The organism is Micromonospora sp. CPCC 206061, from assembly GCF_036906915.1.
In the GTDB taxonomy this organism is placed as follows: domain Bacteria; phylum Actinomycetota; class Actinomycetes; order Mycobacteriales; family Micromonosporaceae; genus Phytohabitans.
Genome location: NZ_JBAKHX010000017.1, coordinates 62104 through 83780, shown reverse-complemented (window position 1 = coordinate 83780; position 21677 = coordinate 62104). Strand labels below are relative to the sequence as shown.

Below are 21677 nucleotides of genomic sequence, written 5' to 3'. Positions count from 1 at the left end.
GCACGATCCTATGCTGGCGGGATGGCGCGGTCTCTTATCGTCAAGGCAACAGCGGGTTCGGATGCTCCGGAGCGGTGCGCACAGGCGTTCACGGTGGCGGCCACCGCGGTCGCGGCTGGTGCCGAGGTGTCGCTGTGGCTGACCGGCGAGTCGGCGTGGTTCGCGCTGCCGGGGCGGGCCGCCGAGTTCGACCTGCCGCACTCGGCGCCGCTACCCGACCTCCTGGAGGCCGTCCTGGCCGGCGGGAAGGTCACCGTCTGCACCCAGTGCGCCGCCCGCCGCGACATCACCGCCGACGACGTTCTCCCAGGGGTACGCATCGCCGGCGCGGCTGCCTTCGTCGAAGAGACGCTCGCCGACGGCGCCCAGGCACTCGTGTACTAGTACTAGCAGGGGGTCGTCGCGGCGACGGAGAGCTCGCCACCCTCGGCGTCGACGGAAACGGCGGCCTGCGACGTGCGATAGGCGACGCGATCCGGTGAGTTGACGATCACCGTCGCGCCGGTCGTCAGCGCCTGCAAGGGGCCGGCCAGGCTGGTCGGTGGCGTGCTCGGGGTGCCGTCGGCGCGCACGGTGCGCACGGTGCCGCCGTTCGGGCACGGCGCCTCGGCCGCCGTCACGCCCGACGGGGTCGCCCCAAAGGCACCGAGGACCGGGTTGATCACGCCGGGGTCGACCGCCGGCTCGGTCAGCGCGATGTCGCCGGCCGGGCGGCAGCCGGTTTCGACGCTCAGGCTCACCACGCCCGGCGACGTGATGCTGCCCCGGATCGCCACGAAGTCGCCCGCGTCGGCGCGCAGTGCGTGCGCCTTGGCGGTGTGCCGGGCCCGCGCGTCGTACCCCGCCGGCAGCGCCTTCACGATCTGGTCGAGCAGCCCCGGACCGTCCGCTTCGCGCGTGTAGATGGTGACCTCGCGGGTCAGCTTCGCGCCCGAGCGCACCGGGGTTATGCGGCAGCCGCGCTCCAGGTCGTACCCGGAGATGTGCAGCACGACCGTGGAGCCGGCGGCGGCGGCCAACTCCCCCACCGCGCGGTCGACGACCGGCAGCGCATCTGTGAGGCTGCTCTGGTCGCGGACCGTCGCGTCGCCGCGCCGCACGGAGGCGTACGCGACGGCGGCGAGCACGATTGCCCAGAGCACCACGACGGCCACCAGCCACCGGCGGCGCCGGGATGGCGGCGCGTCTACTGTCACGCGCTCATGCTATTGCCGCTGGGCCAGCACCCTGAGCGGGAGGTGCTGGCCGGAAGCGTAGGCGATAGCCGACGCCGCGGACGGTCTCGACGACCGGGCCGTCCTCGGCCGCGCGGAGCTTGCGGCGCAGCCGCTTCACGGCGGAGTGCAGGATCGAGGTGTCGCCCAGGTAGGCGCCGCCCCAGACGGTGTCGAAGAGCCGCTCGTACGTCCACACCATGATCGGCGGGCTGGCCAGGCGGCCGAGCAGGTCGCGCTCCAGGCGGGTGAGCGCGAGCGGCTCGCCGCGCCAGGTCACCAGGTGGCCGGCGGCGTCGACCGTCAGGTCGCCGAGCTTCACGGGACCGTTCGCGGCCTTGGGTGTGACCTCGGTCGGGACGCGTGCCGCCTCGGCCGGAAAGAGCATCGCCCGCAGCTCGGCCAGGTCGGCGCAGAGCACCACGGTGCCGCAGTCATCGAGCCGCCGCACCACGCGCTCGCGGAGCGCCACGTCCGCCGAAACACAGACCACGAACGGCACGTCCCCATGGACCACCGCATTCCTCCCCAGGTGCGCAGTCTCCGTGCGCCCCCAGCCAACGCCCTGGGATAGACGAAGTCAACTGCAATGTCGGCGAATAAGCGGATTCCCCGGGCGGCGTGCCCGAGTTCTGCCCGAGAACTGCCCGACAGGCGCCATTGATGACCACCGTTACGCGCCAGAAGCATGAGTGCACTGTCAGTAAAAGCGGGACGGGGGAGGAACCAATGAGACGGTTATCTATCGCACTGTTGGTGGGGGTGCTCGGCATAACGGCCCAACCGGCCATCGCCAGCGCCGCCGAGGCGCGCGCACCGGTCAGCCCCGACCTGGTCGCCGAGCTCGACGCCAAGGGCACCACCAAATTCATGGTCTACCTACGCGAGCGAGCCAACCTGGCCGGCGCCGCGAAGCAGGCCACCTCGGACGCCCGCGCCACGCACGTGTACCAGCAGCTCACCGGCACAGCCAAGAGCAGCCAGGCAGACCTGCGGACCGAGCTCGACGAGCGCAAGGCGCCATACCGCAGCTTCTGGATCGCCAACGCCCTCCAGGTCACCGGCGATCAGTCCACAGTAGACGCGATCGCCGCCCGCCCCGACGTCGAACGGATCGAACCGAGCCGCAGCTATCCGCTGCTGACGCCCACAGCAAAGACGCTGCCGACCAAGGCCCCTGAGCGCGGCGTCGCAGCCGCCGAGTGGAACGTCGACAAGGTCCGCGCGCCCGAGGTCTGGTCCCAGTACGGGACGCGCGGCGAGGGCATCGTCGTCGCGACGATCGACAGCGGCGCGCAGTACGACCACCCGGCGCTGGTCAACCAGTACCGGGGCAACCTTGGCGAGGGCAACTTCGACCACAACTACAACTGGTTCGACCCGGCCGGTGTGTGCGGCAGCCCCGCGCCCTGCGACAACGAGGACCACGGCACGCACGTGGCCGGCACCGCGGTCGGTAACGACGGCGGCAACAACCAGATCGGCGTCGCGCCCGGTGCCAAATGGATCGCCGCCAAGGGCTGCGAAGACCGCAACTGCACCGACGCCTCGCTGCTGGCCTCGGGTGAGTGGGTGCTCGCACCCACCGACCTGAACGGCGGCAACCCCCGCCCCGACCTCCATGCCGACGTGGTGAACAACTCGTGGGGCGGCGGCCAGAACGACCCCTGGTACCGCCAGACGATCGCCGCCTGGACGGCAGCCGGCATGTTCCCGTCCTTCGCGGTCGGCAACGCCGGCCCTGGCTGCGACACCGCCAACTCGCCCGGCGACGAACCCGGCGCGTACGCGGTTGGCGGCCACGACATCAACAACGCGATCTACGGGTCGTCGAGCCGAGGCGTTTCCGCTGTGGACGGAAGCACCAAGCCCGACATCTCAGCACCCGCCGTCAACGTGCGGTCCAGCGTCCCGGGCAACCTGTACGCGGCCTTCAACGGCACGTCGATGGCCACTCCACACGTCAGCGGCACGGTCGCGCTGCTGTGGTCGGCGGCGCCGACCCTGAAGGGCAAGGTGGAGGCGACCCGAAACGTGCTCGACCGCACCGCCCTCGACGTCGACTCCACCGGCTGCGGCGGCACCGCGGCCGACAACAACAACTTCGGCGAGGGGCGGCTCGACGCGTACGCCGCCGTCGCCCGGGCCATCCGGCAGGTCGGCGAGGTGACCGGCGTGGTCACCGATGCCGCGGGCAAGCCCCTGGCTGGCGCGACGGTCAGCGCGGCGGACGAGACCGCGACGACCGCGGCGAACGGCTCCTACTCGCTCAGCCTTCCCATCGGTGAGCAGCGGGTCACCGCGGCTCTGTACGGCTACCGCAGCGAGTCGGTGACCGTCACCGTGCCCGAGAACGGCACCGTGACGGCCAACTTCGACCTCGACGCCGCCACGACGGTACGCATCGGCGGCCTGGTCTTCGACGGCTCCGGTCACCGCTGGCCGCTCGCGGCGCGCATCGACGTGGCGGGCCGGCCCGGAGGTCCGATCTTCAGCGACCCGGCTACCGGCCTGTACTCGGTCGGGCTGGCCGGTGGCAGCACATACCGGTTCACCTTCACCTCGCTCATCCCCGGCTACCAGACATTGACCCGCGAGGTAGCGGTGGGCGAAGTTAACGGCAAGGTCGACGCGGTGATGCGGGTCGACCCCGGCTGCACCGCGCCTGGGTACCGGGCCAGCTTCGCTGAGCCGACGATGACCGAGAGCTTCGACGGCACCACGGCACCGCCCGGCTGGACGGTGGTCAACCGCACCACGACGGGCGGCTGGCAGTTCGACGACCCTGGCAACCGCGGCAACCTGACCGGTGGCAGCGGCGGCTTCGCGATCATCGACAGTGACGCACTGGGCTCCGGCAACACGCAGGACACCGACCTCATCACCCCGCCGCTGGACCTGTCCGACCAGTCCGCGCCATACATCCGGTTCAACAGCGACTGGCGTGCGGTCGGCGTAGGCGCCGACAGCGCCGACATCGACGTGTCCAGCGACGGCGGCGCTTCGTGGACCAACGTGTGGCATCAAGCCACCAGCCGCCGCGGTCCGCTGGTCGAAGAGGTACCGCTGTTCCCGGTGGCTGGCGACTCGGACGCGCTCGTGCGGTTCCGGTTCAACGGCCGGTTCGCATGGTGGTGGCAGGTCGACAACGTCCAGATCGTCAACCGACTCTGCCAGCCGGTGCCGGGCGGCCTGGTCGTCGGCCGCACCACCGACGCCAACACCGGTGCCGCACTGGCCGGCGTGCAGGTGTCCAGTGTGGATCCGCCGGTCGAGTCGGGCACGTCGGCAGCCGACGGGTTCTACTGGCTCTTCTCGTCCGTCATCGGTAACCGGCAGTTCCGGGCCACGAAGGCTGGATACCCGCCGGCGACCAAGGACGCGTACGTGGCCGGCGACGGCGCCACGCAGGTCGACTTCCCGATCACCGCGCCGCGGATCGCGGTGAGCACGACGTCGATCGAGACGTTCGCGCAAATCGGCCGCAGCCGCACGGCCACAGTCAAGATCACCAATACCGGCAGTGCGCCGGCACAGGTCGACCTGCTGGAGTTCCCCGGCGGGTTCGAGGCGATGAGCCGGCAGGGCGCACGGCTGACCGAGGTCGCCGTGCCCGGCGGCGCGCGCAAGGAGCAGGCGTCGGACGGCAAGCTGCCGACCTACGCGCCACGCGCCAGCACGCTCATCGACGACGCGTGGAGCCGGGTCGCCGACTTCCCGGTGCCGATCTTCGACAACGCCGCCGCAACGGTCGACGGCAAGATCTACTCCGTGGGCGGTGGCAGCGACACCGGACGGGAGCGTTCCGCGTACGTGTACGACCCAGTCGCCGGCTCCTGGCGGCAACTGCCCGACATGCCGAGCGCACGCTCCAAGCCGTCTGCGGCAGCCGTCAACGGCAAGCTGTACGTCTTCGGCGGCTGGGGTCCCGACGACGTCGTCGCCACCGTCGACGTCTTCGACCCCGCCACCGGCGCGTGGAGCACAGTGCCCGGCGCGGTCAACCCGACACCACGGGCCGCGGCTGGGATCGCGGTAGCGGGCGGCAAGGTGTACCTGGTGGCCGGCTGCGTCGACAGCACCTGCCCGGACTCCACCGACGTACTGGCGTTCGATCCGACCACGGGCACGTTCACGACCCGGGCGCCGTACCCGCACCTCGTGTCGTTCCAGTCGTGCGGCGGCATCGGCGGCAAGGTTTACTGCGCTGGCGGCGCCTCGACCGTGTCACACAAGGACGCCTTCGTGTACGACCCCGCCACCAACCGGTGGACGGCACTTCCCGACCTGCCGCTCGACCTGTGGGGCTCCGCGCACTCCACAGCCAGCGGGCTGCTGATCCTGGCAGGCGGCGTGACCAACGGGTTCAGCACGATCACCAACCGGAGCCTCGCGTTCGACCCGAGCACCAACGCCTGGGTCGACCTGCCGGCGACGCAGTTCCCCCGGTACCGGGGCGGAGGCGCCTGCGGCACGTACAAGATCGGTGGGTCGCCGGGCGGCTTCAACAGCACGGTGGAAACCGAACGGCTCGGTGGTGGGCTCGACCTCTGCGACGAGATCGCCGACGTGCCGTGGCTGTCGGAGAACGTGACCGCGTTCACCCTGGCGGCCGGCGCCTCCCGCAACGTCACCGTCAAGGTTGACGCCCACCCGACGCTGGGCATCAACCAGCCTGGTGCCTACCGTGCCAAGCTCGGCATCCGCACCGACACCCCGTACCCGGTCCCGCAGGTCACGGTGACGCTGAACGTGTCACCGCCGACGAACTGGGGCAAGGTCCAGGGCAGCGTGCTCGGCGTGACGTGTGACGGCGAGATCGTGGCCGTGCCGGCGACGGTGCGGTTCCTCTCGATCGCCAACCCTGACAACACGTACACGTCACGTGCCGACTCCACCGGCAAGTACTCGTACTGGCTGCCGCGCGGGCGGTACGACATCGTGGTGTCCAAGGACGGCTGGCTGGCGACCAGCCAGCGCCTGCCAATCGAACCCGGCGTCACACAAACCGTGGACGTCACCCTCGAACAAAGCTGCATCTAGCCACACATGAAGCAGGCGCCCCCCGGCTTCGGGAGGCGCCTGCTTTGCTGTTGCTCTGGGGTCAGGCGGCGACGGTGACGCTGACCTGGTTGATGCCCTGGCTGGCGGTCACGGTGGCGTCGCCGTTGCCGTGCCGGGAAAGGGCGCGCAGCGTCCAGGTGCCCGGAGCGGCGAAGAACCGGAACTGGCCTTCGGGAGAGGTGACCACCTCGGCCGTGAACTCACCGGTCGAGTCGAGCAGTCGCACGTACGCGCCGGCCACCGCCTCGCCGGAGCCGTTGTTCACGACGCCCGTAATCACGGTTTCCTTTTCGAGGTCGACGCTGGCCGGCAGCGGGGCGGCCTGGTCGGGCGCGGCGCAACCCGCGGAAGTCACAGCAGTCATTGTCACGCCTTTCCGGGCTCATCGCCGAGGGCCACGGGCACGCCGACAAGCGAGCCGTACTCGGTCCACGAACCGTCGTAGTTCTTCACGGCCTGGTGACCGAGCAGCTCCTTGAGCACGAACCAGGTGTGCGAGGAGCGCTCGCCGATGCGGCAGTACGCGATCGTCGACTTGGTGTCGTCGAGCCCCGCCTCGCCGTAGATCTGTCGCAGCTCGTCGTCGGACTTGAACGTGCCGTCTTCGTTGGCGGCCTTGCTCCACGGCACGCTGAGTGCCGTGGGGATGTGACCGGCGCGCTGGGCCTGCTCCTGCGGAAGGTGGGCGGGGGCGAGCAGGCGGCCGGCGTACTCGTCGGGCGAGCGCACGTCGACAAGGTTCTTCGTGCCGATCGCGGCGACCGCCTCGTCGCGGAACGCGCGGATCGACAGGTCGGGGTCCTGCGCCGTGTACTGGGTGGCCTCGCGCGTCACGCTGTCCTTGCTGAGCGTGCGAGCTTCCAGCTCCCACTTCTTGCGGCCACCGTCGAGCAGCCGGACGTCGCCGTGCCCGTACAGCTTGAAGTACCAGTACGCGTAGGCCGCGAACCAGTTGTTGTTGCCGCCGTACAGGACGACGGTGTCGTCGTTGGCAATGCCGCGCTCGGAGAGCAGGGCCTCGAACTGCTGCTTGTTGACGAAGTCCCGGCGCACCGGGTCCTGCAGGTCCTTTTTCCAATCCAGCTTGATGGCTCCGGGGATGTGCCCACCGTCATAGGCGGTGGTGTCTTCGTCGACTTCGACGAAGACCACACCCGGGGCGTCGAGATTGCTCTCGGCCCAGTCTGCGGATACGAGTGCAGTGTCGCGACTCATCGAATGAACTCCTTGTGAGGATTGATTCGAGGTCGGCGCGCAGGCGCTCAAAACTTGCCGTGGCGCGCGACCCATGGATTTGGACGATCACGGGTACGTGCGACGGCGCCACTGCCGGGCGTAAGTGGATCAGAGGGTACGCAAAACCGGCCCCGCCGTCAGATGACGGGGCGACACAGGCAGGCGGCCACGCGGCACAGGTCGACCGCGCGCCGTTTGGTGAGGAGCGTCCCCATGGTCAGCGAGCTTACCAGCCGTTCTTCCGCAGGTAACAGCAGCGACTCACCATCCGGGACGGCCTAGTCACTCTTGGATCGCGATAGGAGCAGTGGCGACCAACGAGGCGGTCGGCCTGGACCCCGCTTACGACTGGTTGAGCGGCACGTTCTGGGCCGCGGCGGTCACCGCGAGCCCGTCCGACTGAGCCTTGACGTCCTGCAGTTTCAGCTGGAACGGCATCTCGGGCAGCGCCAGGTTGAGCGAGATGTCCCGGGCGTACGCGTTGACGAACTCCTCGGCGCCCTGCGGCGCCCCTTCCGCCGAGAGGTTGGCGAAGGACACCTGCACGCGGCCGTCGCGGACCGCCAGCTCCGCGTTGCCGTTCACGGTGATCTCCTGGCCGAGCACCCGGAGCGGAGCGGTGACGAAGAGCACACCGTCCCGTTCGGACAATTGAAGACCGGGCTGGTTGATCAAGGCGACGACGCTGGCGTACGCAACGATGGCCGTGCCCTCCACGGTGCCGGCGGTGATCTCACCCTGCTGGGTGCGCAGCGTGTCGAGCGGCGCGGTCACGGTGCGCGCCTCGACGTCCAGGCGCGGCAGCCGGACGCCTTCGCCCTCTACCGTCCCCTCGACGTCCCGGAGCTGGATCGAGATCGACTCGTATTCGCCTGCGAGCACCTGGGTCAGGAACGGAAAGCCGCCGACGCTCACCTCGGGCGGCGACGTCTTCAGGCCTTGGGCGACGAGTTCCTGCTCGATCTGATCGCCGATCACACGTTCGGCCATCGAGGCACCGACCCGGTCGGCCACCGCCACGAGCCCCAGCAGCACAAGCAGCAGCACGATGAGTACGGTCAGCAGCCGCCGGCCCCGCCTGCGGCGCGGCTGCGTGCCCTCGTCGGCGTACGTGTACGTCGTCACGTTCGTCGTTTATACCCGGTGTTCCTGTGTGTCACGCTCACGTGAGAAACAGGACGCACATGGCATAAGCCGCGGGTGCCGCCAATGCGAACCCGCCGAGCGGCCCCTGCATGTGCCGAGCGATCCACATCGTCGGCGGTTCCCCGGCCATCTGGCGGCCCGCCTCGGAGTACCCGGCAGCCAGGTCGGCAAGGCCGGCCGCACTGGCCGCGACCAGGCCGACCACCGCGCCGCTGACGGGCGTGAAACCCACGACGTAGCTGCCGATGACCGCGGCGGCCAACGTGCCGCACATCGCGCCGAGCACGACGCCGGCCGCGCCGCGCGGCACCTGCGGCGCCAGGCGCGGCCAGGCGAACACCGCGTCCGTCAGGCGCGCCGCGACCAGCGACACGCCGGTCGCGGTGAGACAGACAAAGATCGCCTGGGTACCCAGCGGCACCCGACCCAGCACGATCAAGGTGGCGAACGCGACGACACCGACCACGATGAGCAGGGTCGCGCCCAACGAATCGGTGACACGCACCCGGTCGACACGCCGGATGAGCTGCGCGAGCACGCCCGCCACGAAACCGCCCACGGCGACATACCCGACCGGGGCGATGGTCGCGGTGTCAGGTGAGATGGCGGCGAAATCCGCCAGCGCGGCGACCCCCACGCAGACGCCAGCCACCAAGGGCAGGGCCGGCGGGCGGATCGCCATCGTCCAAGCCAGGACGAAGAGCAACTGCACACCGAAGATCACGATCGCGTACGGGATGCGCGCGCTACCCGGTCCGGCGGTCTGGGCACCCATGATCAGGCCCAGGGTGAGCAGCCCAGCGAACCCGGCCACCGCTACGGAGAGCAACCGGCGTACCGGTACCGGCTCGACCTCCTCCGGCGCGTCCTCGTTTTCCGAGCCATCCGACTCGGACTCGGATGGCTCGGTCGGCTGCAGGCCGCTCGGCCCGTCCCGGCGGGCGCGCCGGGCAGCGGCGCGTTCCCGCCGCTCATCGGGGGTGGCCGCCGGTGCCGCGCCGGGCGCACCGTAAACGCTCGGGGCCGTACGCCGCGGGCCCGGCGGGGGTCCGTCCCACGGCTCGCGGCCCACGTCAGGGGACGAGGGAAACACGCTCGCACCGTACTCTTTTCTCGGCCGTTATGGCCGATCACACAGATGAACGGGTATGGACCAGGGCGTTATGAGCTGAAAATCGGTTAAGCTCAGCGTCAGTTTTTCAGTAACCCCGCCCGTCAGCGACGCCGGGACCCCGACGGTCACCGCGCGGCCCAAGCGCCGCGAGGACGGAGGTGAAGTGTGGAGATCCTGCTCCTCGTGACGGCGCGTGCTGGTGAGCCTTCCGCCGTGCTGCCCGCGCTCGATCTGCTTCCCCACTCGGTCCGCACCGCGCCACGCGACGTGCGCACGTTGGTCTCCGGCCCCAGCCCCGACGCTGTCATGGTCGACGCCCGCTCCGAGCTGGCCGAGGCCCGCGCGACGTGCCGCATGCTGCACGCCACCGGGCTGGGCGTCCCGCTCGTCGCTGTCGTCACCGAGGCCGGGCTCATCGCGCTCAACGCTGACTGGGGCGTCGACGACGTCATCCTCGCCAGCGCCGGTCCCGCCGAGGTCGAGGCGCGGCTGCGGCTGGCGGTCGGCCGGCTCACCAACGCCACCTCTGGCGCCGGTGGGCTGATCCGGGCCGGCGAGCTGACCATCGACCCCGACACGTACGCCGCCAAGCTCAAGGGCCGGCCGCTCGACCTGACCTACAAGGAGTTCGAGCTGCTGAAGTTCCTCGCCCAGCACCCGGGCCGGGTGTTCACCCGCGACCAGCTGCTGCGTGAGGTGTGGGGCTACGACTACTTCGGCGGCACCCGCACCGTCGACGTGCACGTGCGGCGGCTGCGCGCCAAGCTCGGCTCCGAGTACGAGTCGATGATCGGCACGGTGCGTCAGGTGGGCTACAAGTTCGTGGTTCCGCCGACCCGCCAGCTCCCCGACACGGAGCCCGCTCCCATTTCCGTCTGAGGCTTCGCCTCCCTCCCACTTCCGTCGATCAAGGGCAAACGCACGTGGTTCGATCTCAAAACCGCGTGCGTTTGCCCTTGATCGCGTGACCCTCCCTTGATCTGCGCCGCCGCCACGCGCACGGACGCCACACGCACGGACGCCACGCACACGCGCACGGACGCCGCATGACGCGCGGCGGGTCCGGGCCCGGCGCCGGCGTAGCGATTCCGGCACCCATCTGGGCCGGCGCACGGGCCAGCGCCCGATTGGCGCGGCCTCGACCCACAGCGGCCCGCTCGCCGATCAAGGACATCGCCGTCGATCAAGGGCAAACGCACGTGGTTTAGAGATCGGACCACGTGCGTTTGCCCTTGATCGGCGAAAGCAGGGTGGGAAAGAGCGGCCAATGTCGGTAAAGAGGCCTGAGCGGGGATTGTCGGAATTATTCTTCTCGTTGTGAATGGTGCGCATGAGGCGGGGGGCGGCGCACGGTACCTACGCACGCTGCTGATCGTCGTGGGAGTAGTGGGCGCGGTGGTGCTCAGCGGATACCTCGCGGGCCGGATCCCGGGACGGCCAAGCGCGGGGCCGCGAACGGCGCCCCAGACGACACCCAAGCCGGAGGCCGCCCCGACCGAGACGCCCGGCAGGCCAGCGGCCCAACGGTTCGCGCCCGCCCGGCAGCCCGTCACCGGCCCCAACCGGCCGCCACTCCCCGCCGAACGCGGCGGCCCGTTCGGTAGCCGCCGCACGACCGGTACGCACACCGTGGCGTTGACGTTCGATGACGGGCCGGATCCCAAGCACACCCCGGAGACGCTCGAACTGCTTAGACGACACCGGATCAAGGCCACATTCTGCCTGGTGGGCGTCAACGCGAAAGCGTTCCCGGGCCTGGTGAAGGCGATCGCCGACGACGGCCACACGTTGTGCAACCACTCGTGGGATCACGACATAAGCCTCGGCGCGAGGTCACGTGCGACCATCCGGGCCAACCTGATCCGTGCCAACAACGCGATCCGGGCCGCCGCACCGGGCTCCCGTGTCTCGTACTACCGGCAGCCGGGCGGCGCCTGGACCGCCGGCGTCGTCGGCGTGGCCCGCGAGTTGGGCATGACGTCGCTGCACTGGATAGTCGACCCGCAGGACTGGCGAAAGCCGAGCGCCGGCAGCATCGCCGGCACTGTCAACGCCAGCACGAGGCGGGGCGCGATCGTGTTACTGCACGACGCGGGGGGTGACCGCCGCGGCACCGTCATCGCGCTGCGTTCGATCCTGCCCAACCTCAGCCGGCGCTTCCAGCTCGGCGCGCTCCCGCCGGGTACCGACGCGCCGCGGCGGCACGGGTTCGAGCTCCCCGTCAAGCCGGGACAGATCTGAGGTACCCGATACCGTATTGCCGTGACGTCTGTGCAGCCCGCGGTGGCGCGGATCGACCACCTTTCCCCCACCGACGTGGAGGATGTGCTCGGGCTGGCCCGGGCAGCTGGCGACACCGACGGGGCGTACCCGCTCTCCGAGCACGTGGTCCTGCATATCCGGCACGGCGGTGACACGCCAGCGGTACACCTGCTGATCCGGGACCACGACGGCGCGCTCGCCGGCTATGCGCATCTGGACACCACCGACGAGGTGGAGGGCGCGGCGGCCGAGTTGGTCGTGCATCCGCTGCGCCGGCGGCACGGCCTGGGCCGCACCCTGGTAAAGGCGGCGATGGCCGCCATCGACGGGGCGGACCCGCGCGGACGCCTGCGGCTGTGGGCGCATGGTGACCACCCGTCGGCGGGTGCTCTGGCGCTGAGCCTGGGGTTCACGCGGTCTCGGGTGCTGTTGCAGATGCGGCGGTCGCTGTTCGCGGCGCTGCCCGAGCCGCGGGTGCCGGACGGCGTGGAGGTACGGCCGTTCAGGCCGGGCGACGACGACGTGGCGTGGGTCGAGGTAAACGCACGCGCGTTCGCCGACCACCCTGACCAGGGGCGGTGGACGCTGCGCGACCTGCACGTGCGGATGGCGGAGCCCTGGTTCGACCCAGAAGGCTTCCTGCTGGCGGTGGACCGGTCGAGCAAGCATCTGCTCGGATTCCACTGGACGAAGGTGCACGGCCATCACCACGAGCACCAGCCGATCGGCGAGGTGTACGTCGTGGGCGTGGACCCTAGCGCGCATGGCCTGGGCCTGGGCCGCGCGCTGACCGTGGCGGGCCTGCGCCACCTGCGAGGACGCGGTCTTGACCAGGCGATGTTGTACGTCGATGAGTCGAATGTCCGCGCCCTGGCGCTCTACGAGGGTCTCGGATTCGCGCGGTGGTCAACGGACGTCAGTTATCGATACGGCCACTAACGGCCTATACCGGATATTTCCGTCACCAGTCTCTCAGTTCACGGAACGGACAACTCGCCCTCAGCCGCACGCAATCTTGGTGGCGGCATGAGTTCACCCCGCGTTCACCCACGCCCGGGAAGCCGGCTACCTGCCGCTTTTAGCGTCGGCGACGTCGGGCCGGCACGGCCGGGCGATCCCTTAAAAGAGAGGCTTACCTGAGGTGAACCGCAACGTGCTTTCGCGGCGCGTCCTCGCTGGCGTCGCGCTCGTCGCAACGATCGCGCTTGCCGGCTGTGGTGGCAACGACGACAGCGGCGACACCGGCACCGACGCCGGTTCGGGCTCCAACCAATACGCGAACCTGTCCGGCGAGCTCAAGGGCGGAGGCGCCAGCTTCCCGAACGCCTTCTACACCGAGGCGATCGCAGAATTCAAGGGCGTGGCCTCGAAGCTGTCCGTCACCTACAACTCGGTCGGTTCCGGCCAGGGTAAGAAGGACTTCGGCGCGAACCTCGTCGACTTCGCGGGCAGTGACAGCTTGGTCAAGGACACCGACGGCGTCCCCGCCGACTCCTTCCTCTACGTGCCGACCGTGGCCGCGCCCATCACCGTCTCGTACAACCTCAACGGCGTTGACAAGCTGCAGCTCAGCCCGGACACGCTCGCGAAGATCTTCCAGGCCGAGATCACCAGCTGGGATGACGCCGCGATCAAGGCGGACAACCCCGGCGTGACCCTGCCCGCCAAGAAGATCACCGTCGCGCACCGCTCGGACGGCTCGGGCACCACGAACAACTTCACCAAGTACCTGAAGGCCGCGGCCCCGAGCACCTGGAAGCTGGACAGCGGCGACACCGTGAACTGGCCGGCCAGCACCCAGGGTGCCGAGAAGAACACCGGCGTGGCGCAGCTGATCAAGTCGTCCGACGGCGGCATCGGCTACGTCGACTTCAGCGATGCGAGGGAGAGCGGCCTGAAGTTCGCGGCCATCAAGAACAAGGACGGCCAGTTCGTCGCGGCCAGCCTCGACGGCGCCACCGCGGCTCTGGACGGCGCGACGGTCAAGGATGACCTCACCTACGACCCGCTGAACGCGGCCGGCGCCACGACCTACCCAATCACCGCGCCGACCTACATCCTGGTCCGCACCAAGTACGACGACCCGGCCAAGAAGGACCTGGTCAAGGGCTTCGTCACCTACCTGCTCAACGACGGTCAGACGCTCGCGCCGGAGGTGGACTTCGCGCCGCTGCCGGACGCGCTGAAGACCAAGGCGCTCGCCCAGCTCGACAAGATCCAGTGACGACCGATAGCTGAGTTCAAGGGCGGGATCAGCGATGATCCCGCCCTTGGCGGCACCACCAGCCCCGGAGTTGAGAGCGTGACGACTGAAACGCACACCACCCTGACAAGTCGGGGCGGCGGGCCACGGGCCGACCGCTCCTTCATGATTTTGGCGCTCGCCGCCGGCCTGCTGGTGCTCGCCGTACTGGCGTTGATCCTCATCACCACCACCCGTGAGGCGTGGCCCGCATTCAGCCACATGGGCCTTAGCTTCATCACGGAGCGCACCTGGGACCCGCCCGCTGAGGTCTTCGGCGCCCTGGCGTTCATCTACGGCACGGCGCTCGTGTCGCTGATCTCCCTGATCTTCGCCGTGCCGGTCTCGATCGGCATCGCGCTCTTCCTCACCGAGCTGGCACCGCGCCGCCTGCGCGGACCGGCGATCACCGTGATCGACCTCCTCGCCGCCGTCCCGTCGGTGGTCTTCGGCCTGTGGGGCGTGCTGGTCGTCGCGCCCAAGCTGGTGCCGGTCTACCGCTGGTTCCACGACGTGCTCGGCGGCATCCCGGTGGTAGGCAGCGTCTTCGCCGAGCCGATCGGCAGCGGTCGCAGCTTCATGACCGCCGGCCTCATCGTCGCCATCATGATCGTCCCGATCATCACGTCGATCTCACGCGAGGTGTTCAGCACCGTGCCGCAGGCCGACAAGGACGCGGCGCTCGCCCTCGGCGCCACCCGCTGGGAGATGATCAAGGGCGCGGTCTTCCCGCACAGTTTCGGCGGCCTCGTCGGCGCGGTCATCCTCGGCCTCGGCCGCGCGATGGGCGAGACGATCGCCATCACGCTGGTCATCGGCGGCTCCACCCAGATCACGGCGAACGTCTTCGCCAGCGGCAATGCCATGCCGTCGGTCATCGTCAGCCAGATCGGCGAGTCGACCGGCACGTTCACCGCGGCCCTGATCGGCCTCGGCGTCGTGCTGTTCGCGATGACGGTCATCATCAACACGCTCGCGCAGGCCATCGTGCGGCGCGCGGAGGCCCGCATGAGGGGAGCCACGTCATGACGACGACCCTGGAAAGGACCAGCCGGGGCACCCCCGATCTCACCCGCCGCGCACTCTCCACCCGGCGGCGGATCACCAACCAGGTCGCCCTCGGCGCGATCACCCTGGCACTGGTGATCGCCATCGTCCCGCTTGGCCTGGTCGTGTACTCGGTCATCTCCAAGGGCGGCGGCATCATGAGCGGGGAATTCCTCACCGAGGACATCTCCCTGTCGGTACGCCGAGCCGGCGGGGGCATGGGCCCCGCGATCATCGGCACGCTCCTCATCACCGGCGGCGCCGCGCTGATGGCGGTCCCGCTCGGCGTCCTGGGCGCGATCTACCTCAACGAGTACGGCAAGCAGCGCCCGCTCGCTCGGCTGATCCGGATGCTGGCCGACATCATGACCGGCGTGCCGTCGATCATCATGGGCCTGTTCATCTACACCATCTGGGTGCTGACCTTCGAGGCGCGCAGCGGCTTCGCCGGCGCGCTCGCGCTCGCCTGCCTCATGCTGCCGGTCGTGATCCGCAGCACCGAGGAGATGCTCAAGCTCGTCCCCGACGAGCTGCGCCAGGCCAGTCTCGCACTGGGCGCCCGAAAGTGGCGCACCACCGTCACCGTGGTGCTGCCCGCGGCGATCTCCGGCATCACCAGCGGTTCGCTGCTGGCGATCGCTCGCGCCGCCGGCGAGACCGCGCCGATCATCTTCGTCGTTGGCGCCGTCAACGCCACCAACTGGAACCTCTTCAGCGGCGAAAACACCGCGCTGCCAGCGCAGATCTTCAGCAACGCCAGCCAGCCGTTCCAGATCGCGCAGGATCGGGCCTGGGGCGCCGCGCTAACCCTGATCGCGATCGTGCTGATTTTCACGATCATCGCCCGCTTCATCGCCAACCGCTTCGCGATTAAGGAGCGCTGACCCATGACCATCCCCCACCACGAGGCAACCACCGTGACCGATCGCCCCTCCGTCAGCATCAACGCCCCGACCAGTGGCTGGGGAGTCCAGGACACGCCACATGCCGCCGGCACACCGGTCATGGCGCTGAAGGACGTCAGCGTCTTCTACGGCACCTACGAGGCGGTCCGCGGCACGTCGATGCCCATCCGGCAAAACCAGATCACCGCGATGATCGGGCCCTCCGGCTGCGGCAAGTCGACCATCCTGCGCTCGCTCAACCGGATGAACGACCTGGTGCCCGGCGCCCGGGTCGCCGGCCAGGTGACCTACCACGGCCAGAACCTCTACGCCAGGGACGTCGATCCGATCCAGGTGCGCCGGCGGATCGGCATGGTGTTCCAGAAGCCCAACCCGTTCCCGAAGTCCATCTTCGACAACGTCGCCTACGGGCTGCGCATCAACGGGATGAAGGACAACCTGTCGGACCGGGTCGAAGAGGCGCTGGTCGGTGCCGCACTGTGGGACGAGGTGAAGGACAAGCTCAAGATGAGCGGCCTGTCCCTCTCCGGCGGCCAGCAGCAGCGGCTGTGCATCGCCCGCACGATCGCGGTACGCCCCGACGTGATCCTCATGGACGAGCCCTGCTCGGCGCTCGACCCGATCGCCACCGGCAAGATCGAAGACCTGATGCACGAGCTGGCGAAGACCTACACGATCGTCATCGTCACGCACAACATGCAGCAGGCGGCGCGGGTCAGCCACTACACCGCCTTCTTCACCGCCGAGGTCGACGACAAGCAGGTGCGGCACGGGCGGCTGGTCGAGTTCAACGAGACCGGTCGCATCTTCACGAACCCCGCCGACAAGCGCACGGAGGACTACATCACCGGCCGCTTCGGCTAGACCCTCAGGCGCACGGTGCCGTCCGGGGCCAGCTCCGCGCGCGGCGTCACCGCCGCCGCCGCATCCCGGTCGGCCGCCGCGCGCAACACGTCAGCCACCATCTGGTACGCGGACAGCTGTCGCAGCAGCACGATGGTGGGCGGGAGCATGGCCAACTCCCCCGCCTCATACCGAGCCACGGCCTCGGCCGGACGCAGCCACGTCGTGTAGTCCGCCTCGCCGGAGACGTCCTCGGCACGCTGGTCGTCGGGCAGGGCGGCCACGAAGAAGTACGTGTCGAAGCGGCGCGCCTCGAACTCGGGCGTGACCCAGCGCGCCCAGGCGCCCAGCAGGTCCGACCGCAGCACCAGCCCGCGCCTCGACAGCAGCTCGGCGAGGCCGAGCTCACGGCCGACCAGCGCCCGCCGATCGGCGTCGCTCGCGCTCCCCGGCCCCGCCAACAGCACGCCAGTCTCCTCGAATACCTCGCGCACCGCCGCGCAGACCACCGCCTGCGCCTCCTCGCGTGACCGCCCGAGCCGCCGCGCCCACTCGTCCGGCTCCGGCCCCGACCAGGCGAGGTCGGCGGTGGCGTCGGCAGGGTCGACACTCCCGCCCGGGAAGGCGTACATCCCGGAGGCGAACGCCATCGAGGCGGCGCGCCGCAGCAGGTAGACCTCGAAGCCGGCGTCAGCGGGGCGGAGCAGCACCACCGTGGCCGCGACCCGCGGCACGGGCACCGGCCCGCCCTCGCCAGCGGCGAACTGCCGCACCCGCGCCACGAGCGCGTCCGGCAACCGCCACCCGTCCTCGTCCGTCATCCCCGCAGTATGCCCGTACGATCGGGCTTCATGAGTGAACGTGTGCGATGGGGAATCCTGGCCACCGGCGGTATCGCCACGACGTTCGTCGAGGACCTGCGGCTGCTGCCCGACGCCGAGATCGTGGCGGTGGGCTCGCGTTCCAAGGAGGCGGCGGAGGCGTTCGCCGGTCGATACGACATCCCGCGCGCGTACGGCTCGTGGTCGGAGTTGGCGGCCGATGACGACCTCGACGTGGTTTACGTGGCCACGCCGCACTCGGCGCACTACGCGGCCACCCGGATCTGCCTGGAGGCGGGGCGGGCGGTGCTGTGCGAAAAGCCGATGACGCTTGACCTGGAGACCAGCGCCGAGCTGATCGCCATGGCCCGCGACCGGGGGCTTTTCCTCATGGAGGCCATGTGGATGCGCTGCAACCCGGTGGTCCGGCGGCTCGCCGAGGTAGTCGCGGACGGCGCGATCGGCGATGTGGTCTCGGTGCACGCCGACTTCTCCATCGCGGGACCCTTCGAGGCGACGCACCGGCTGCGGGCGCGTGAGCTGGGCGGTGGCGCACTCTTGGACCTCGGCGTGTACCCGATCCACCTCGCTCACCTGCTGCTCGGGGTGCCGGACCACGTGCGCGCCTGGGCCAAGCTGACCGCCGAAGGCGTCGACGAGAACACCGCCATCATCTTCGGATACGAGTCTGGAGCGCTGGCCGCGCTGACCTGCGGCATCGTGCGCGGTACCCCGATCACCGCACTGATCACGGGCAGTGCGGGGCGGATCGAGCTGCCGCCCGCGTTCTTCGCGGCGCGCGAGTTCGTGCTGCACCGCGAAGGCGCCGAGCCGGAGGTCTTCAAGGGGTCGACCGAGGGCCGTGGCTACCAGCACGAGGCCGCCGAGGTGCAGCGCTGCTTGCGCGAGGGTCTCCTGGAGAGTCCGCTGGTCCCGCACGCGGCGACCCTGGAGGTCATGCGCCTGCTCGACCAGGTCCGCGCCGAGGTAGGCGTCTCCTACCGGGACTGACCAGCACACGCGCGTGACCAGGTGCGTCCTTCGAGTTGTCGGAACGACTTGAAGGACGCCCTGATCACGAAGGAGGGGTCAGGCGAAGAGGGGGCGGATCAGAAAGTAGACCAGGCTGGCGATCAGGCCCGCCGCCGGGAACGTCAGGATCCAGGCGCCGACGATGTTGCCGGCCACGCCCCAACGCACCGCCGACAGCCGCTTGGTGGCGCCCACGCCCATGATCGCTGACGTGATCGTGTGCGTGGTGGAGATCGGGGCGCCCAGCACCAGGGCGTTGAAGTAGAGCACCGAGCTGGCGACAGTCTCGGCGGCGAAGCCCTCCGGCGGCCGCAGGTCGATGATCTTGCGGCCGAGGGTGCGGATGATCCGCCAGCCACCGGCGTACGTGCCGAGCGCCAGCACCGTCGCCGAAGTCCAGAAGGCCCACTCGGGGATCGTCTTGGCGTCGTCCTGGTACCCGCCGACGTAGAGCGCGAGCACGATGATGCCGATGGTCTTCGCGGCGTCCTGCATGCCGTGCCCGACCGACATGGCAGCGGCCGATACCGTCTGCGCCCACCGGAAGCCCCTGTTCAGCTTGCCCGGGTGCCCGTTGCGGAAGAGCCACATCACGGCGATCATCACGAGGTACCCGAGCCCGAATCCCACCAGCGGCGACATGATCATCGGCAGGATGACGCTCTCCAGGATGCCGCTCCACAGCACGGTGCCGGAGGCGGCGATCGTCGCGCCCACCATGCCGCCGATAAGAGCGTGCGACGACGACGAGGGCAGGCCGAAGTACCAGGTGACCAGGTTCCAGACGATCGCGCCGAACACGCCGGCGAAGACGACGCCGAGACTGGCGACGCCGGTCGGCAGATCCACGAGGCCGCTGCCGACCGTCTTGGCCACGCCCGCGCCGAAGTGGGCGCCGATGAAGTTACCGATGGCCGCCATGACGAGCGCGACCCGCGGCGTGAGCGCGCGCGTCGACACGCTCGTCGCGATCGCGTTCGCGGCGTCGTGGAAACCGTTGGTGTAGTCGAACGCCATCGCGATCACGATCACGGCGATGACGGCGGCAAGCTCCGCGCTCAAGGGCTATGACTCCTTGACCGCGATTGTCTCGATCGTGTTGGCCACGTGCTCGAAGGCGTCGCAGGCCGCCTCCAGCTCGTCGGCGACCTCCTTCATCTTCAGCACGGTCAACGCGTCGTACTCACCGGAGAAGAGCCGGACCAGCAGCATCCGGTACGCCCGGTCGCCATCGTTCTCCAGCCGGTTGCACTCGATCCAGTAGTCCTCGAGGTTCTTCATCGCGCGCAGCCGCGGCATCGCGTCGGCGGTCAGCTTGGCCTGGGCGTCGAGCACCGCGATCAGCTCGTGCATCTCGCGGGGCAGCGAGGGCAGCTTGGTCAGCCCGTAGAGGTAGAGCAGGTTACCCACCGCTTCCAGGTGGTCCATGATGTCGTCCAGGCCCGAGCCGAGGCGGTAGATGTCCTCCCGGTCGAACGGCGTGATGAACGTCGAGTTGATCTTCTTGTACAGCTGGTGGGTGATCTGGTCGCTGTCGTGCTCGACCTCGGTCAGCCGCTCGCTGACCGACTGCACGTCCACACCGGGTAGCGCAAGCTCGTTGAGCAGCTCCGTACCGCGCACCAGATTCTGGGCGGCCTTGGTGAAGAGCTCGTAGAAAGCACCCTCGACGGGGCGGAAGGAAAACTTCACGGCGCCAACCTCATGCCAGTGGTGGACGGTACGGGTTCATGAACTCGGGGGGAATGCTAGGTAACCCCTTGGCAGGGCCGGAAGGCGGCTACCCCCTACCACCTGCTGATTCACTCGCCGTTTACCTGCCGTTCACCTCGGGCGCCAGCGGTCGCACGGTCGGTCTTCAGCCGCCGACGCTCCGCAGCGATATCGAAGTCGGCCTTCGGGTACGAAAGATCCATGCCGACCAGCGCCTCCCGCACGATGTTGGCGACCGCCCAGTCGCGGTACCACTTCCGGTCGGCCGGCACCACGTGCCACGGCGCGTACTCGGTGCTGCACTTGCTCAGCGCGTCGTTGTAGGCGGCCTGGTAGTCGGTCCAGCGGGCCCGGGCGTCCACGTCCGCCGGGTTGTACTTCCAGTGCTTGGTCGGGTCGGTCAGCCGCTCCAGCAGGCGCTCACGCTGCTCCTGGTACGAGATGTGCAGCATCACCTTGACGATGACGAAGCCGCCGTTGACCAGCTCCCGCTCGAACCCGTTGATCTGCCAGTACCGCGACCGCCACGTGCGCTCGGGCACCAGCGAATCGACCCGAGCCACCAGCACGTCCTCGTAGTGTGACCGATTGAACACCCCGACCTGCCCGGCCTCCGGCAGCGCCCGCCGGATGCGCCACAAGAAGTCGTGCGCGCGCTCCTCGTCGGTCGGCGGGCCGAACCCGACGATGTGCAGGCCGAGCGGGTTCATCGCGCCGGCGACCTTCTTGATCGTGCCGTCCTTGCCGCCGCAGTCCATCGCCTGGAGCACCAGCAGGAGGCGCCGCCGGTCACCGGTCGCCTTGGCGTTCGCGTACAGCATCTCCTGGTGCCGAGCGAGCTCGGCACCGATGCCCGTGAGCTGTTCACGGGCCCAGCCCTTGGGGTCCTTCTTCTTGGGCAGCCCCGGCGTCGATCCCGGGTCGATGTCCATCAGATCCAGGGTTGGCCCGACGCGCAGCAGATCGCCCAGTGACCCGCGCGCGCGGAGGCGAGCGCCAGTTAGCTCAGTCATGCCCCGATCATCGCGCACACTGGTA

The 21677-nt window shown here is 69.4% G+C and carries 21 protein-coding genes; 10 read left to right on the top strand and 11 right to left on the bottom strand.

What is annotated here, in order from left to right:
• Window positions 1-21: 21 nt before the first annotated feature.
• Window positions 22-384: a DsrE family protein gene (locus V6V89_RS15020; protein WP_334619715.1), complete on the top strand. Its 363-nt coding sequence runs from the start codon at window positions 22-24 to the stop codon at window positions 382-384.
• A 2-nt stretch (window positions 385-386) separates the two neighbouring features.
• Here V6V89_RS15020 and V6V89_RS15015 read toward each other — a convergent pair whose 3' ends face one another.
• The gene (locus V6V89_RS15015) at window positions 387-1196 is read right to left on the bottom strand and encodes a hypothetical protein (RefSeq protein ID WP_334619714.1); all 810 of its coding nucleotides are present in this window, start codon (window positions 1194-1196) and stop codon (window positions 387-389) included.
• 4 nt (window positions 1197-1200) lie between these two features.
• Window positions 1201-1686, bottom strand: a complete 486-nt coding sequence (locus V6V89_RS15010; protein WP_334619741.1) for a winged helix-turn-helix domain-containing protein — start codon at window positions 1684-1686, stop codon at window positions 1201-1203.
• 257 nt (window positions 1687-1943) lie between these two features.
• Between V6V89_RS15010 and V6V89_RS15005 the strand changes: the two genes are divergently transcribed.
• Window positions 1944-6257, top strand: coding sequence for a S8 family serine peptidase (locus V6V89_RS15005; protein WP_334619713.1), 4314 nt, complete (start codon window positions 1944-1946; stop codon window positions 6255-6257).
• A gap of 61 nt (window positions 6258-6318) precedes the next feature.
• On the opposite strand, the gene V6V89_RS15000 is transcribed toward V6V89_RS15005, so the two are convergent.
• From V6V89_RS15000 to V6V89_RS14980, 5 genes are all read right to left on the bottom strand, one after another.
• Window positions 6319-6642, bottom strand: coding sequence for a DUF1416 domain-containing protein (locus V6V89_RS15000; RefSeq protein WP_334619712.1), 324 nt, complete (start codon window positions 6640-6642; stop codon window positions 6319-6321).
• Between the two features lie 2 nt (window positions 6643-6644).
• Entirely contained in the window at window positions 6645-7493 is an 849-nt protein-coding gene (locus tag V6V89_RS14995) for a sulfurtransferase (RefSeq protein WP_334619711.1), read from the bottom strand.
• 158 nt (window positions 7494-7651) lie between these two features.
• A complete protein-coding gene (locus V6V89_RS14990) occupies window positions 7652-7729 on the bottom strand; it encodes an Ms5788A family Cys-rich leader peptide (RefSeq protein WP_334619740.1) in 78 nt (25 codons plus the stop codon).
• Between the two features lie 127 nt (window positions 7730-7856).
• Window positions 7857-8639, bottom strand: a complete 783-nt coding sequence (locus tag V6V89_RS14985) for an LmeA family phospholipid-binding protein (protein ID WP_334619710.1) — start codon at window positions 8637-8639, stop codon at window positions 7857-7859.
• Between the two features lie 37 nt (window positions 8640-8676).
• A complete protein-coding gene (locus V6V89_RS14980; protein WP_334619709.1) occupies window positions 8677-9753 on the bottom strand; it encodes a hypothetical protein in 1077 nt (358 codons plus the stop codon).
• 186 nt (window positions 9754-9939) lie between these two features.
• Here V6V89_RS14980 and V6V89_RS14975 point away from each other — a divergent pair, with 186 nt between their 5' ends.
• The 7 genes from V6V89_RS14975 (at window position 9940) to pstB (ending at window position 17094) form a co-directional block, all read left to right on the top strand.
• Window positions 9940-10653, top strand: coding sequence for a winged helix-turn-helix transcriptional regulator (locus V6V89_RS14975; RefSeq protein WP_334619708.1), 714 nt, complete (start codon window positions 9940-9942; stop codon window positions 10651-10653).
• A gap of 438 nt (window positions 10654-11091) precedes the next feature.
• Window positions 11092-12015: a polysaccharide deacetylase family protein gene (locus V6V89_RS14970; RefSeq protein WP_334619707.1), complete on the top strand. Its 924-nt coding sequence runs from the start codon at window positions 11092-11094 to the stop codon at window positions 12013-12015.
• Window positions 12016-12036: 21 nt separating this feature from the next.
• Window positions 12037-12975: a mycothiol synthase gene (gene mshD / locus V6V89_RS14965; RefSeq protein ID WP_334619706.1), complete on the top strand. Its 939-nt coding sequence runs from the start codon at window positions 12037-12039 to the stop codon at window positions 12973-12975.
• Between the two features lie 214 nt (window positions 12976-13189).
• Window positions 13190-14260: a phosphate ABC transporter substrate-binding protein PstS gene (gene pstS, locus V6V89_RS14960; protein WP_334619705.1), complete on the top strand. Its 1071-nt coding sequence runs from the start codon at window positions 13190-13192 to the stop codon at window positions 14258-14260.
• 78 nt (window positions 14261-14338) lie between these two features.
• On the top strand, window positions 14339-15307 hold the full coding sequence (gene pstC / locus V6V89_RS14955; protein ID WP_334619704.1) for a phosphate ABC transporter permease subunit PstC: 969 nt from the start codon (window positions 14339-14341) through the stop codon (window positions 15305-15307).
• Window positions 15304-16209: a phosphate ABC transporter permease PstA gene (gene pstA, locus V6V89_RS14950; RefSeq protein ID WP_334619703.1), complete on the top strand. Its 906-nt coding sequence runs from the start codon at window positions 15304-15306 to the stop codon at window positions 16207-16209. The genes pstC and pstA overlap by 4 nt, the downstream gene beginning before the upstream one ends.
• 3 nt (window positions 16210-16212) lie before the next feature.
• Window positions 16213-17094, top strand: a complete 882-nt coding sequence (gene pstB / locus V6V89_RS14945) for a phosphate ABC transporter ATP-binding protein PstB (RefSeq protein WP_442935141.1) — start codon at window positions 16213-16215, stop codon at window positions 17092-17094.
• Here the strand turns inward: pstB and V6V89_RS14940 are convergent.
• Window positions 17091-17894 (bottom strand): NUDIX hydrolase, encoded by an 804-nt coding sequence (locus V6V89_RS14940; protein WP_334619702.1) that lies wholly within the window; start codon window positions 17892-17894, stop codon window positions 17091-17093. The genes pstB and V6V89_RS14940 overlap by 4 nt on opposite strands.
• A 30-nt stretch (window positions 17895-17924) precedes the next feature.
• Here V6V89_RS14940 and V6V89_RS14935 point away from each other — a divergent pair, with 30 nt between their 5' ends.
• Complete coding sequence (locus tag V6V89_RS14935) at window positions 17925-18905, top strand: Gfo/Idh/MocA family protein (RefSeq protein ID WP_334619701.1); 981 nt, start codon at window positions 17925-17927, stop codon at window positions 18903-18905.
• A gap of 78 nt (window positions 18906-18983) precedes the next feature.
• Here V6V89_RS14935 and V6V89_RS14930 read toward each other — a convergent pair whose 3' ends face one another.
• From V6V89_RS14930 to V6V89_RS14920, 3 genes are all read right to left on the bottom strand, one after another.
• A complete protein-coding gene (locus V6V89_RS14930) occupies window positions 18984-19988 on the bottom strand; it encodes an inorganic phosphate transporter (RefSeq protein WP_334619700.1) in 1005 nt (334 codons plus the stop codon).
• 3 nt (window positions 19989-19991) lie between these two features.
• Entirely contained in the window at window positions 19992-20618 is a 627-nt protein-coding gene (locus tag V6V89_RS14925; protein WP_334619699.1) for a DUF47 domain-containing protein, read from the bottom strand.
• Between the two features lie 110 nt (window positions 20619-20728).
• Entirely contained in the window at window positions 20729-21652 is a 924-nt protein-coding gene (locus V6V89_RS14920) for a PPK2 family polyphosphate kinase (RefSeq protein WP_334619698.1), read from the bottom strand.
• Window positions 21653-21677: the final 25 nt, after the last annotated feature.

Excerpts from the sequence above, each read along its gene's own strand:
- V6V89_RS15020 (WP_334619715.1), top strand. The coding sequence starts at position 22 with ATGGCGCGGTCTCTTATCGTCAAGGCAACAGCGGGTTCGGATGCTCCG.
- V6V89_RS15005 (WP_334619713.1), top strand. The coding sequence starts at position 1,944 with ATGAGACGGTTATCTATCGCACTGTTGGTGGGGGTGCTCGGCATAACG.
- V6V89_RS15000 (WP_334619712.1), bottom strand. The coding sequence starts at position 6,642 with ATGACTGCTGTGACTTCCGCGGGTTGCGCCGCGCCCGACCAGGCCGCC.
- V6V89_RS14995 (WP_334619711.1), bottom strand. The coding sequence starts at position 7,493 with ATGAGTCGCGACACTGCACTCGTATCCGCAGACTGGGCCGAGAGCAAT.
- V6V89_RS14990 (WP_334619740.1), bottom strand. The coding sequence starts at position 7,729 with ATGGGGACGCTCCTCACCAAACGGCGCGCGGTCGACCTGTGCCGCGTG.
- pstA (WP_334619703.1), top strand. The coding sequence starts at position 15,304 with ATGACGACGACCCTGGAAAGGACCAGCCGGGGCACCCCCGATCTCACC.
- pstB (WP_442935141.1), top strand. The coding sequence starts at position 16,213 with ATGACCATCCCCCACCACGAGGCAACCACCGTGACCGATCGCCCCTCC.
- V6V89_RS14940 (WP_334619702.1), bottom strand. The coding sequence starts at position 17,894 with ATGACGGACGAGGACGGGTGGCGGTTGCCGGACGCGCTCGTGGCGCGG.
- V6V89_RS14935 (WP_334619701.1), top strand. The coding sequence starts at position 17,925 with ATGAGTGAACGTGTGCGATGGGGAATCCTGGCCACCGGCGGTATCGCC.
- V6V89_RS14920 (WP_334619698.1), bottom strand. The coding sequence starts at position 21,652 with ATGACTGAGCTAACTGGCGCTCGCCTCCGCGCGCGCGGGTCACTGGGC.